The organism is Aeromonas sp. ANP5 (assembly GCF_963870295.1).
GTDB classification, from domain to species: Bacteria; Pseudomonadota; Gammaproteobacteria; order Enterobacterales; family Aeromonadaceae; genus Aeromonas; species Aeromonas veronii.
Map to the genome: position 1 here is coordinate 15,298 of NZ_CAWMRY010000013.1, position 13,441 is coordinate 28,738.

The following is a 13,441-nucleotide window of genomic DNA, read 5'->3' on the forward strand; positions in this document are numbered from 1 at the left end:
GGCTTTGCTGCAGGATAATCGCCGCGCACAACCTTTTCCGTTTCCATTCAGGTGATCGATGAACATAACCCCCAAGCAGAGACCCCTAGCCATCACCATGCTGATCGCCGTGGTACTCCTCGGCTGGCTGCTCTGGCCCAGTCAACCACCCAAGGCGATGCTGACCGCTCAGGTGACCCGCGAGGATATTGCCCAGACCGTGCTGGCTAGTGGTGTGCTGCAGGCCGTAGAGCAGGTGGATGTGGGGGCTCAGGTCTCCGGTCAGGTTACCAAGCTGGCCGTCGAGGCAGGAGATCAGGTCAAGCAGGGAGACCTGCTGGCCGAGATCGATCCCCTGATTGCCCAGAACAACCTCAAGACGGCCGAGGCGGAGCTTGCCAGCAACCGCGCCCAGCTCAAGATCAAGCAGGCACAACTCAAACAGAACGAGCTCGCCTGGCGGCGCCAGCAGCAGATGTTCAAGCAGGAGGCGAGCTCACGGGCCGATCTGGAGAGTGCCGAGGCCCTGCTGGCGGTCACCCGCGCCGAACTGCAAAATAGCCAAGCCAATATCGACAACGCCCTGATCAAGGTTGATCGGGCCAAGACCGAGCTGGGCTACACCAAGATCCTGGCGCCGATGGATGGCACCGTCATCAGCATTGTGACCCGTCAGGGCCAGACCCTGGCTGCCAGCCAGACGGTGCCGACCGTGCTCAAGCTGGCCAACCTCGAGACCATGACGGTCAAGGCGCAGATCTCCGAAGCCGATGTCACCAAGGTCAAAGCCGGCATGCCAGTCTACTTCACCCTCATTGGCGATCCGGATACCCGCTATCAGGGTACGCTTCGCGCCGTGGAGTTAGCGCCTACCAACATCAACGATCAGGCCACCACAGGCACCACCACCAACAATGCGGCTGTCTACTACTACGCCCTGTTCGATGTGCCCAATCCCAACCATACCCTGCGGGTGGCAATGACCACCCAGGTGACCATAGCGCTCGGCGAGCGCAAGCAGGTGCTCACTGTGCCGCAAACCGCCCTCGGCAAGTCGCTGGGTGACAACGAGTATGAAGTCACCGTGATCAAGGACGATGAGACAACCGAAACCCGTCATATCAAGACCGGTATGAAGGATGAGATCCGCATTGAGGTGATCAGCGGGCTGAATGAGAAGGAGGAGGTGCAGCTCAATCACGGAGCCCCCGCCGTCAATGATGAGATGGCGGTGATGCTATGAGTGAGCCCCTGAACCAGCTGCCGTTGATCCAGCTGAAAGGGGTCGAGCGACGCTACCAGAGCGGCGACAGCGAAGTCACCGTGCTCCACCCTCTTGACCTCACCATCACGGCAGGAGAGATGATCGCCATTGTCGGCGCGTCCGGCTCCGGCAAGTCGACCCTGATGAACCTGCTGGGTTGTCTCGATAGCCCGAGCGGCGGCCAGTACCTGTTTCGCGGTCAGGACACCGCCACCATGGATGCGTTGGCGCTGGCCCGACTACGCTGCCACCACTTCGGCTTTATCTTTCAGCGCTACCACCTGCTGCCCCACCTCGATGCCGCCGCCAACGTGGAGATCCCCGCCGTCTATGCCGGCACCAGCCGCCCGGATCGCCAGGCACGTGCGCGTCAGCTGCTGGGCAGACTGGGGCTGGCCGATCGCAGCCACCATACCCCGGGCCAGCTCTCCGGCGGTCAGCAGCAGCGGGTCAGCATCGCCCGGGCGCTGGCCAATGGCGGCGAAGTGATCCTCGCCGATGAACCGACCGGCGCACTGGATAGCCAGAGCGGCAAGGAGGTGATGGCGATCCTCAAGGAGCTGCACGCTCAGGGCCACACCATCATTCTGGTCACCCACGATATGAACGTGGCCAGCCATGCCGACCGGATCATCACTCTCAAGGATGGTCGGATTGAACAAGATAGCGGCCCCTGCCAAACGGCCGTGTTGGCTCCAGCCACCGCCACAAGCACAACCACTGCCCCTCAAAAAATAGTGCCCACTAAAGGCGCCATGGGTCACGACTGGGATCGCTATCGGGAAGCGGGACGGATGGCGATCCATGCCATGCTCGCCCACCGGATGCGCACCTTCCTCACCATGCTCGGCATCATCATCGGCATCGCCGCCGTGGTGAGTGTGGTGGCGCTGGGGCAAGGGGCGCGCGCCAAGGTGATCGACCAGATCAATGCGATGGGCACCAACACCATCGAAATCTTCCCGGGTAAAGGATGGGGCGATGAGAAGATGGCCAGCATCCAGACCCTCAACAAGGGGGATCTCGATGCCCTGTTGGGGCAACCCTATCTTGCGGGCGCCAGCCCAGAGATTGGCAGCTCCGGCCAGTTGCGCTACCGCAACAAGACCAACAGCGGCAATGTGACCGGGGTCGGTAACGACTATTTCAAGGTAAAGGGGATGACGCTGGTCAGTGGTCGCTTACTGGAGTGGCAAGATATCCAGCAGCGTGCCGCCGTCGCCGTGGTGGACAAGAAGAGTATCACCAGCCTGCTTGGCAAGGAGGAGCCGGTCGGCAAGGTGGTACTGGTCGGCACCTTGCCGGTGCGGATTGTCGGTGTGGTCTCGCAGGAGACCGGCTTTGGCCCCACCAGCCAGTCGGTCAATATCTGGCTACCCTACAGCGCGGTGATGAGTCGCCTCATCTCGCAGCACCACTTCAGCCAGATCACCATCCGGGTCAAAGACGGGGTACAACCGGCACTGGCCGAGCAGGCGGTGATCGAGCTGATCACCAAGCGCCACGGGGTGAAGGATTTCTTCACCTTCAGTAGCGACAACATCATCAAATCGGTGGAGAAAACCACCGCCACCATGACCCTGATGGTCTCGGCCATCGCGGTGATCTCGCTGATCGTCGGCGGGGTGGGCGTGATGAACATCATGCTGGTGTCAGTGGTCGAGCGCACCCGCGAGATCGGCATTCGCATGGCCGTGGGTGCCCGCCAGTCGGATATTTTGCAGCAATTCCTGATTGAAGCTGTGATGGTGAGCCTGCTGGGGGGTATCTTCGGCGTCGGCCTCTCGCTAGGCATTGGTGCGCTCTTTGCACTGCTGGTGGACTCCATCAAGATGCAGTTCTCGCTCTTCTCCATCCTGATGGCCTTTGGCTGCTCGTCACTCATCGGGATCCTGTTTGGTTACCTGCCGGCACGCAATGCGGCGCGGCTCGACCCTGTTGTCGCACTGGCGAGGGAATAACAATGCACAAACTCTCCTGGCTGGCTCTCTCTATGGCCCTCAGCGGCTGCAGTCAGCACAGCACCTATCAAAGACCCGAGCTGGCAATCGCCCCCACATGGCAACAGGCAGACGGCGCCCAACTGGCTGCGCAGGCAGGCCCCTGGTGGCGGGAATTTCATGATCCCCAGCTCGACAAATTGGTCGAGGCGGTACTGGCTGCCAACCCGGACATGCATGTGGCGGCCCTCAAGCTCAAAAGCGCCCGACTGGGCGCCGAGCAAGCCGATACCAACCTCACCCCCTCGGTCAATGGCACTATCGCCGCCAGTGGCAACAAGGATCTGAAAACCGGCAAAGGCACCAACAGTCTGGGCCCCTCGCTGAGCCTCAGTTACGAAGTGGATTTGTGGGGCAAGCTTGCCTCGGTGCGAGATCAGGCAAGCTGGGAGGCGGCGGCAAGCGAGCAGGATCTCGCCAGCACCCGACTACTGCTGATCGGCAATACCCTGGAGCAGTATTGGCAGCTCGGCTATCTCGGCTCTGCCATCACCCTTGGGGAACAGCAGCTGGCCAATCTGATCCGTACCGAGCAGCTGACCCAGACCAAATACCAGGCAGGCGCCATCACCCGGCTCGATCTGGCGCAGGCACGCCAACAGTTGGCCGGAAAACAGGCTGAGCTGGCCTCCCTCAAGGCGCAGCAGGAGCAGGCTCGCAATGCCCTGCGTCTGTTGCTGGGCCGCAGCAGCGGGCCGCTGGAGTATGCACCCGCTTCCCTTGCAAAGCAGACCATTCCTGAACTTGCGGTGGGTATTCCGGCTGATGTGCTGGCACGCCGCCCCGACGTCAAAGCGGCCGAATTGCGGCTGCGCAAGACGCTGGCAAAAGGGGACGAGATCCGCACCAGCTTCTACCCCAGCCTGACCCTGACCGGCAGCGCCAGCACCGCATCTGATAGATTGGCGCAGGTGCTGCAAAATCCGGTTGGTACGCTGGGAGCCAGCCTCGCCCTCCCCTTCCTTGAATACAACCGCACCCAGCTCGCCATCGAAAGCTCAGAGCTGGATTACCAAATCGCTGAAACCGAGTTTCGCAAACAGCTCTACACCGCACTGGTGGAGGTGGAAGACAATCTGGCTGCCCGCCACTATGGCCAGCAGCGACTCGATTATCTGCAGGAACAGCTGAGTTATGCCCAGGAGGCCGAACGACTGGCCAAGGCTCGCTTCCAGGCGGGTGCGACCGGCGTGCAAGCCTGGCTTGATGAGCAGAACCGGCTATGGGATGCCCAGCAGAGCCTGCTGGCCCAGCAAAAAGAGCAGCTCACCACCACCGCCAAAATCTATCGCGCCCTGGGTGGGAGCGATAGCGTGACGCCCCGATAGCGCTTCACCTGGGCATTCCCCACTCCGCCGGCAGAGTGGGGAATGCCATCATCATCGACCGCACAGAATTCCCTCTCCCACACGGTAACCGAACTCCATTGCCCATCATCAGGGGCTGTTATGGCAGCGCAGCCCATTACATGCATCGGTGACCCAGAATATCCCGGCCATACCTTGCGGCTATCTCTATCCCCCACGCTCCCTGACCGGAGATAACGGTTACCGGATATTCCATCCGCAGAGAGCTCGGTTCTTACCGAGCCGCGCCCCGTGAATCATGAGCGACATATCCGAAGCGCATATCTGCACGACGCATACAAATAGCGATATCACGCAGTTAATCCTGCACGACAAAATTAATCACAAACAACGAGTGATATTGAGCAAAGTAACAGTGAAGTAAAACGACGGTAAAAAGGATACAAGCGAGGATGTAGATAACAGTGGGGTGAAGTGGCGGATTGGATAACAACGAGTAAAACGGCAAAAAATAATGCCGCCCAAGGGCGGCATTATTCAATCTCTGAACCTGACGAATTAGATCAGGAAATCGTTCAGGTCTTTACCCAGTGCTACTTGAGCAGCAATGGCTTTCGGCATACGGCCTTGACCGGTCCAGGTTTTTTCTTGGCCATCTTCTTCGTACTTGTATTTAGCCGGACGCGGAGCACGCTTGCTCTTGGCAGCGCCAGTCGCAGCAGCCGGAGCAGTGGCAGTTGCCAGCAGCTCGCGAGGATCAATACCAGCCTGCTGCAGCATTTCGGTGAATTCATTCAGCTTGCGCTGACGCTCTTCCTGTTCAGCACGCTCCTGTTCAACAGAATCGGCGCGCTCTTGGTAAACCAGGTCAAACTTCTCTTTAGCTTCCAGCAGTTGCTCAAACGGCAGTTCACGAATAGCCGCACGCAGACTGCGAATGTTCAGCAGAACTTTCAGAAACTCGTTCATTATTTCCTCACAAAAAAGTCGGTTACAGGGATACCTTTTCAGAATAGCATGGACAATTCGCGAGAACATACAGTTTTTCTATATTAACGTTCTTTTTTTCTTAAATTTCACCATCAAGATCGAATGCTTGCCACTATCAATAACAAACTGGCTGGAATGCAGATCTTCTGGGTAGAGAGGTGATTACCATCTTGTGTTCAAGAAACATCGGTATTTCAAGACTCATTAATTTCCAGTTCAGCATCCAACAAAACTAACTCGGTAACCTGCTTTATAAGCCTGAGCGAACATTTCTACCATACGTTCAACATCATGTGACAAGACTATGCCTATCTGTTTAGCAATGAACACGTCTAGAGCCAGTCCCTTCACCCGATGATGAAGGGAATACTCCCAATTGACTATCACCCCCTTCAACGCCATCGACAAAATTACATATTAATCAATTGGTTGGAATCGCCACATGACATTTCAAATATGCCTTTCATAGCCCGTTTGACAGACGCATGCGTCCAAAAACAGACCGTTCATATACTGGTAGTCCAGAAGGTAAAAAATAAAAAAGCCAGCTGTTTTTAACGGCTGGCTTTCTATGTATCCAAATAGCACTATTTATTTTTGGTTATATTCTTGCCTGATTGGTCAACACCGGTAATCACAGCCTGTGAAGCAGATCCAGTTAAAAGGGGCTCGGTTGGATAGAGCTTAAGCGCTTCTGCCCGCATCGCATTGGCTTCCTCCCTACGGCCCAATGCATTAAGCGCGATCACCATATTGGCGTATATGTTGGCACGCGGTGTATGGCGTACGAATGCCCGCCCCCACTCCAGATAAGCTGCCAGTTCTGTCTTGTTGTTTGTCTGCAGACCCACCATCAGACGAACCGAGTTCACATCAAACTCGACTCGGGTTAACCAAGCCATGGGATTGATGATATCAAGTAGCAAGGTCGGCTCTTTATACCCACCTCTTTCGTACTTGGTGACTACCCATGCGGTGTGAATTGCTGTGAGCATAAAGGGAACAACCAGCAGCGGGATAGCGATCGCCATAAATCGCAGTAACAGCCATGGGCGGCATTCCATATCCCACCATGATGAGAAACCCTGACTCGCCAGGTTGGTCTCCTCAATTTCGGTATCGATGATATAAATCAGCGTCAGCAACAGCCACCACAACACGATCGCATGGTAGAGCGGGTATTCCGTCTGGGTATGAAGCAAGATCGGTGTAACCAAAGCAAGCAGTCCCATGGCATGTACCCAGCGCACACTCGCCAGACGCCATAATAATGCACCTCCCATGATCACCATGCCGACCATGGGTGCAATACCGCCCTCAACAGCCCAATAGAGAAACTCGTTGTGGGGGTGGTCAAGATTGTACTCAATCTGCGCCATGGACGGATTCAGTGCTTTATCAGCCATGTAGTGATGGAGAAAAACAGATTCAAAACTGCCGTATCCCCATCCACTCCAAGGAGCCTGTGCAATCAGTTTTACCGCATAAGGCCAGTAAATAGAGCGCATACCGCCGGACTGATAGATCTCTAATCCGCGTTTTGCTCCAGCCAGCCAATATTGTGATAACAGGCCAATCGCTACAGCCAAAATAACCAGACCCGATATCCGCCATAGCAGCCGCTGTCGATAAAGCTGAGGCATCAGTAAGAACAGGGCTAGCAGGCCGCCTAACTGCCCCACTCGGGATTGCAAAACAACGAGCAGCAGTGCCGCAGATAGAATGACGCCATAGCGCAACGCCATCAGCAATCGACCACCCTCTCGGCGTAATTCCAGCCAGATAGCAAGGGCAAGGCCAGTTGCCATAAACGTCGCCATCACGTTTGGCTGTTGAAAGATCCCGTAAGGGCGATTGGCCTTGGTGTCATAGCCAATCCAGTTACTTGGCGTCAACAGGTAGAACTGCACCAGACCAAGCAATGCCTCCATCGCGATCGCAATCAGGATGAGATAGAGCAAGCGATCACGCTGCGCCTTATCAAAACGCCATTGATAGAGTCCAAACAAAAACAGCAGACCAGCAAAAAGTCCCAGCAATCGGGGAATGGCATAATCCTTGAGTGCAAAGCCTGGATAGAGCATCGGGAGCAGTAGCAAGAGTGCCCCTATCCATAAGCCCGCTTGTAATGGAGAAAACACCAGACGCAGGCGTAACGTTACTTGCCACAATCCCAATCCAATAGCCAGCGAGGCAAAAACCCATCCCCATGCGTTAAATGGCAGATACAGCCCTGCGCCTCCGGGGTTGTGCATAAAAAAATGCACTCCAAGTAACCAATATGATGAAGATAAAATCCAATACAAGCTGCTCATATATTATTTCCGTATACTCAACGAGCCCCAAACCCTGTCAGCATTGTTTTAATAGTTTTGATTACTATTAATAGATCAAGCCAAAGCGAAAAATTCTTAATATAATAAAAGTCATATTCTAATTTTATACGAGCACTATCTGTATCAGCTGAGTAGCCATGCATAACCTGAGCCCATCCGCTTATACCAGGACGGACCATATGACGATACATATAGAATGGTAACTCAGACTCAAATCTCTCTACAAAAAAACGCTGTTCAGGTCGTGGACCAATCAAGCTCATATCCCCTTTAAGAACATTAAAAAATTGCGGGAGCTCATCAATTCTATATTTACGAATAAAATGACCAACACGAGTAATCCGTTTGTCAGCTTCCTGAGCAAAACATGCATTGTCTAATGATGAACTGTCATGCATACTACGAAATTTATATATTAAAAAGTCTTTATTACCAAACCCAACTCTTTTTTGCTTAAAGAAAACAGGGCCGGGGCTTTCCAGTTTTATTAAAATTGCCGTTATAATTATCACCGGTATAGAAAAGGGAATTGAAATTATAACAATCAAAAGATCAGCAAGTCTTTTTAAAAAGAAATAAAACAACGAGGGAATAGCAGAACCCAAGTCATTTTCATATAATTGCTCAACGCTGACTCGGCCTGTTAATGATGCATATATAGTTTTGCTGTGATAGATTGGTATCCCTAACAAAACGAAATCAGTTAATACTTTTTGCCATTCACTCGTCAAATCAGATGAGTGAAAGTCAGCAACTACGGCATTACCACAAAACAGAGATATATCAGGTTTGTGAAGAACATTCCATTCAACAGCAGTCAAGGCACACAGTTTCTGATAATTGCCAACCGGGATGATAGAATACTTAACTTTGCCAGATCGTACCCCTAAGTCATAAATAATCCAGCAAGAGACTAAAGCCAATATATACGAGCTTATAATTACTGGTCTACTATACTCAAGACGAAATATAAGCAACACACCGAATAATATACCATACACTGCAGTTACTGTTGGAATCATATACGATAAGGCATTAACTCCAGGATAGCAAAGCACTCGACTCAGGAAAAAACCAGCCGTAATACATGTTATAAAGATGCCTAAAAGTGAATTTATCTTTACATCATCAAGGATATTCCAAAAGTCTCCTCCCCAAAACAAAAATGCAGGTAGTAATGTTGATGCCAAAGATGTAAAAAAGAACATTATAGTATAATTAAACCGTACAAGGTCATACCAACGACCACCATATGGATAATAGTTATTATTTATCATGAAAAACTCATTTAGTCATCAACCACAGGGGTGAGCACCATCGATATGATGAGCCAATATATCAAAATATATGCCAATGATTTTTTTTTCATCGAATCTGGCACTGACAAATTGCCTCCCAGCATTACCCATCAAGGTTCTTTGAGCTGTAGTCATTCGTATGAATGTCATCATCGCATCAGCCAATGATGAAACATTTCTAGCTTGACAGAGTAACCCGGTTTTCTCATGTAGCAGTACATCTCTACATCCAGGGACATCGGTAACAATAATTGGCTTTGCCATTGCAGCAGCTTCGATCATAGTTCTTGGCAATCCTTCGCGATAAGACGGTAACACAATACAATCACTTTCCATTATGATAGGCCTAACATCATGTGTAGTACCGAGATATTCCAGCACACCTTCATTGATCCATTCATGCAACTGTGCATATCCGATCGCTCGTGGGTTATCAGCCTGAACATCGCCTAACAATTTAAACTTTATGTTTGGATGACTAATGTGAATCTGCTTTGCGGCTGCTACATATTCTCCAATCCCCTTATCCCATAACAACCGCGCAATGAGCAAAAAACTAACCGAGTCATCTTCAGCAAATTTCTCTGAAGGATAAAAAAAACTCAAATCAACACCCTCGCCAGGCAGTAACCGAGTCTTTCTTTCATATACCAACTGTCTTGATACAAATTCAAGGCGATCATCTTCATTTAAGAAAATGACTAGCTTAGGATATTTAAAAGCGAATTTATAAAGCAATCTTACTACTTTAGGCACCCAACCATCATTCATAAAAGCATATCCTAACCCAGTGGTTATAGCCAAGGCAGGTGTGCGACAAAGATGTGCAGCAAAAGAACCATATATATTTGGTTTTACCGTATAATGGATAATTAAATCCGCATTAATTCTCCTATATATTCTTACGAAATCAAATATTAATTTTAGTTCAACAATTGGGTTGACTCCTTTAGGGGATAGTGCCAACGGTATAAATGAACACCCCAAATCACAGAGCGAAAAAACTGTATTATCAGGTGGCGCAACAATGGTTATGCGATATCCATGTTGTATAAGTGCAGATAATAATCCGCGGCGAAAATTCCACATTGACCACGCTGTATTGCTCACCATACAAAGATGTTTGCTCATGTGTAGTCCTTGTACAAATTTAACCAACGCAGACAGATAGTCTCTATTGAATAATGGTTAATAATCCGAGTCCGAGCCCCCTTGGTCATCACGTCTCTCTCAAGCGGCGAGAGCATCATAGCCTGCTCAATCGCGGTAAATAGCTGCTGACTATTTTTAGAGGGGACAAGCAATCCAGCAGAGCCAACCACTTCCCTCACTCCACCACAATCGGTGGCAACCACTACCCGCTCAGTAGCCATAGCCTCAGCCACAACTAAACCAAACCCCTCCCAAGCTGATGACAACACAAATATATCTGCTGCACTCATCCAGTCTTCAACATCATAGCGCAGCCCCAAGAAATGAACTCGCTCGCTAATCCCTTGTGCGCTAGCGATTGTGGTTAAGTATTCTTTTTCCTCACCCTCACCTATGATGACCAACTTAACATTATTGAATCTCGAAGATAACATCGCAAATGCAACAAGCAAATTTGTATAGTCCTTGGCAGCGGTTAGTCTACCTACCGAAATTAACAATATGTTATTGTCATCAATCCCAAGTTGAGTGCGTAATTTATTTCTGACTATGGCGTTAAAATAAAAACGCTCTGTATCAATACCATTATACATGACTTTAATTCGCCCAGCAGATACCGCACCTTGTTTAATAAAATCCTCCACTGCCTCTTGGCTTACATTTGTGTTAAGATCACATAACCTTTCGGTAAGCCGGTATGCCAATATACGCCACCCTCTCCCCTCGTTAATACTATGCGCAGAGCAGATAAGCTTCGGAAATGATACAAATAATCGTAATAACCGAGCAAAAATATTTGCATGCACCATATGGCTATGCACTACATCCGGTTTATATTGATTAAGTAACCTGATCGCGTGCCAGTATGCTTTGAAAACACTAAATGGAGTTTTCCTCATCTGCAGTGAAACGATGTCTGCTGCCGTCGAATGTGGGCGATTTCTAATTTCATCGGTCATCGAGATAATTAATATATGGTGGCCCAACCTAATAAATTGATCTGCCAAATCGCACAATTGTCGTTCAGCGCCCCCCATACCAAGGCCTGTGATTACCATTGCAATTTTCATGCTATTTCTTCAACCAACAGTAAAGAATACACTGGAGACTTCTGACACATGCTTTGACCTTGCCGAACAATCGAGTATCTCGGATCACCTGGTCTCGATAAAACAAACCAAAACCACATGGATTACTTCTTAGATTTTTTTTAAAATTTGAGGTGTAGCCATCAGGAAGATATTCACACAAGTATATTACTTGGTCTACATAAAAAACTATCTTACCTATATCGGCAATTTTATTCCATATATATAACTCTGGTACAAACTTTTCGTCCGGGAACTCTGGAAAAAGACACTCGCGCATAACATTAGTGCGAAAAACATAAGCCAAGTCACCTTTTAATATATGCCCAGCCATGATAGGCTGCATTACCATTGACTTGTTCCATGCTGTGCCGGAGATACCAATTATGTGACCAGATAATGTTGCTTTTCTAAAACACATCCCAACAAATTCCGATCCAATATGATTCATAACATCATATAGCTTGACAAGAGCATCACCAGTTAATAAGTCATCACTATCCACAATAATAATCCATTCACCGGTCGCATGAACCACACCTTCATTTATAGCGCGATGCTTCCCTCCATTTTCTTTATGAAAATAATTGATTGAAAAGTCAGATTTAACTCTATAATCAAAAATAAGCTCGGCGGTACCATCAGTGCTACCGTCATCGATTACGAGCCATTCAAAGTCCCGCCTTGTCTGCTGACACAAACTGTCATACAACCTTGGTAAAACATATGCTCTGTTATAAGTTGGCGTCATTATTGTTATCATTGCACGACCTTACACACGCAACCTTTATATTGATGAATGAAGTATATCGACATCGTCGCAGCCATCATGAAAAAAGCATTAGTTATGTAAACGATATAAATGTCACCGGAACGAAATACTTTTAGCAACAGCCAATAGTTGAATATGCTTATAATTAATAGAGATAACCACTTGCACATTATCAAAAAATATTTTTTATCACGATATAATCGTTGCATTAAAACGCTATCCACAGCGAAAAAAGAAAGCGCAGGCAACATCATAATAGATAATTCTGCAGCTAACTCATAATCTTTTCCAAATATAAAATAAACAATTTCATGTAGCCATAACCAACCCATTAATTGCAAGATACATGCAACTAATAAAAGTCCTAAACAGACCGTATGTATTTTTTTTACTCTGCGCCCATATAATATCATTGGCGCTATAGACTGCACAACTATACCAAGTAAAAGTACGCCCTGCTCGAGCATTTGACTAGCTACACCATACATTGCTAGTTGTTCATACCCTAAGTAATGCTCGATGAAAAAGCGATCTATCCTCATATAAATCAGCATCAGTATTAATGGTACCCAGAGTGCCCCACCTCGACATAACATTATCACTGCCACTTTTTTGTGCCAGTCCCAGATGCCACCTCTAAAATAAATAACACAACTCAGAGACATAGCTAAAAACATTGCTTCTATTGCTCGGCTTGAATAGATGATGAAATAAGATGAAAATAAAAGAGCGAGGCTTACCAAAAGCACTCTTAATAATAAAATTGCAAGACGAATTGCAACAACAATACCTATATTTGTGGTAGCTTGATAGTAGTTGGCTATTACTGAAAATGGTTCATTAAAAATGAGCGACAGTGCCAATAGCATCAACATTAATATTACATCTTGATCTGCGACAATAAAATTTGCGTAGACTAATGTGACAAGCAAAGCAACCAAAGCGAAAAGTAGACGAAAAACAAATACTGAAGATAGTATCTTCCAACGCAAATGAGGATGCCGAACTAATGCCGGAACAACAACTTCCGAGCCGGCAATCAATGTAACTGATGACAATAAAATGACGGCATTGAGCGAATATAGCCATTTCCCATATAATGACACACCGAGTAGATGACTAATTACCCCCTCGCAAAAAAAAACCAACCCAATGGTCACCATTTTTTCAAATAATAGAATACTAACATTAGTAATAATTGCGGCATATTCTCGATAAAATGCCACAATCTGGCCTAATCGCATCCAAGTTGCCT

10 protein-coding genes are annotated in these 13,441 nt (G+C 48.8%); 3 read left to right on the forward strand and 7 right to left on the reverse strand.

Annotated features, from left to right (window positions below; genetic code table 11):
* Positions 1 to 58: 58 nt before the first annotated feature.
* From macA to AACT07_RS09450, 3 genes are read left to right on the forward strand one after another with little or no spacing between them, the layout of a single operon-like run.
* Positions 59 to 1,222: a macrolide transporter subunit MacA gene (gene macA / locus AACT07_RS09440; RefSeq protein WP_069527414.1), complete on the forward strand. Its 1,164-nt coding sequence runs from the start codon at positions 59 to 61 to the stop codon at positions 1,220 to 1,222.
* A complete protein-coding gene (locus tag AACT07_RS09445; protein ID WP_069527415.1) occupies positions 1,219 to 3,204 on the forward strand; it encodes a MacB family efflux pump subunit in 1,986 nt (661 codons plus the stop codon). Before macA ends, AACT07_RS09445 begins: the two co-directional genes overlap by 4 nt.
* 2 nt (positions 3,205 to 3,206) lie before the next feature.
* Complete coding sequence (locus tag AACT07_RS09450; RefSeq protein WP_069527417.1) at positions 3,207 to 4,571, forward strand: efflux transporter outer membrane subunit; 1,365 nt, start codon at positions 3,207 to 3,209, stop codon at positions 4,569 to 4,571.
* Between the two features lie 537 nt (positions 4,572 to 5,108).
* Here AACT07_RS09450 and AACT07_RS09455 read toward each other — a convergent pair.
* From AACT07_RS09455 to AACT07_RS09485, 7 genes are all read right to left on the reverse strand, one after another.
* On the reverse strand, positions 5,109 to 5,519 hold the full coding sequence (locus tag AACT07_RS09455) for an H-NS family histone-like protein (protein ID WP_005338054.1): 411 nt from the start codon (positions 5,517 to 5,519) through the stop codon (positions 5,109 to 5,111).
* A 608-nt stretch (positions 5,520 to 6,127) separates the two neighbouring features.
* Complete coding sequence (locus tag AACT07_RS09460) at positions 6,128 to 7,855, reverse strand: PglL family O-oligosaccharyltransferase (protein WP_069527418.1); 1,728 nt, start codon at positions 7,853 to 7,855, stop codon at positions 6,128 to 6,130.
* A gap of 17 nt (positions 7,856 to 7,872) precedes the next feature.
* Positions 7,873 to 9,153: a sugar transferase gene (locus AACT07_RS09465; RefSeq protein ID WP_083249943.1), complete on the reverse strand. Its 1,281-nt coding sequence runs from the start codon at positions 9,151 to 9,153 to the stop codon at positions 7,873 to 7,875.
* 18 nt (positions 9,154 to 9,171) lie between these two features.
* The gene (locus AACT07_RS09470) at positions 9,172 to 10,305 is read right to left on the reverse strand and encodes a glycosyltransferase family 4 protein (protein ID WP_069527420.1); all 1,134 of its coding nucleotides are present in this window, start codon (positions 10,303 to 10,305) and stop codon (positions 9,172 to 9,174) included.
* Positions 10,302 to 11,396 (reverse strand): glycosyltransferase, encoded by a 1,095-nt coding sequence (locus AACT07_RS09475; protein WP_069527422.1) that lies wholly within the window; start codon positions 11,394 to 11,396, stop codon positions 10,302 to 10,304. Before AACT07_RS09475 ends, AACT07_RS09470 begins: the two co-directional genes overlap by 4 nt.
* Before the next feature lies 1 nt (position 11,397).
* A complete protein-coding gene (locus AACT07_RS09480; protein WP_253182244.1) occupies positions 11,398 to 12,165 on the reverse strand; it encodes a glycosyltransferase family 2 protein in 768 nt (255 codons plus the stop codon).
* A gap of 8 nt (positions 12,166 to 12,173) precedes the next feature.
* The gene (locus AACT07_RS09485) at positions 12,174 to 13,430 is read right to left on the reverse strand and encodes a lipopolysaccharide biosynthesis protein (protein WP_139123783.1); all 1,257 of its coding nucleotides are present in this window, start codon (positions 13,428 to 13,430) and stop codon (positions 12,174 to 12,176) included.
* Positions 13,431 to 13,441 lie beyond the last annotated feature (11 nt).

Bases quoted from the DNA above. Each gene is read 5' to 3' on its own strand.
- macA (WP_069527414.1), top strand. From the start codon at position 59: ATGAACATAACCCCCAAGCAGAGACCCCTAGCCATCACCATGCTGATC.
- AACT07_RS09445 (WP_069527415.1), top strand. From the start codon at position 1,219: ATGAGTGAGCCCCTGAACCAGCTGCCGTTGATCCAGCTGAAAGGGGTC.
- AACT07_RS09450 (WP_069527417.1), top strand. From the start codon at position 3,207: ATGCACAAACTCTCCTGGCTGGCTCTCTCTATGGCCCTCAGCGGCTGC.
- AACT07_RS09455 (WP_005338054.1), bottom strand. From the start codon at position 5,519: ATGAACGAGTTTCTGAAAGTTCTGCTGAACATTCGCAGTCTGCGTGCG.
- AACT07_RS09460 (WP_069527418.1), bottom strand. From the start codon at position 7,855: ATGAGCAGCTTGTATTGGATTTTATCTTCATCATATTGGTTACTTGGA.
- AACT07_RS09465 (WP_083249943.1), bottom strand. From the start codon at position 9,153: ATGATAAATAATAACTATTATCCATATGGTGGTCGTTGGTATGACCTT.
- AACT07_RS09470 (WP_069527420.1), bottom strand. From the start codon at position 10,305: ATGAGCAAACATCTTTGTATGGTGAGCAATACAGCGTGGTCAATGTGG.
- AACT07_RS09475 (WP_069527422.1), bottom strand. From the start codon at position 11,396: ATGAAAATTGCAATGGTAATCACAGGCCTTGGTATGGGGGGCGCTGAA.
- AACT07_RS09480 (WP_253182244.1), bottom strand. From the start codon at position 12,165: ATGACGCCAACTTATAACAGAGCATATGTTTTACCAAGGTTGTATGAC.
- AACT07_RS09485 (WP_139123783.1), bottom strand. From the start codon at position 13,430: ATGCGATTAGGCCAGATTGTGGCATTTTATCGAGAATATGCCGCAATT.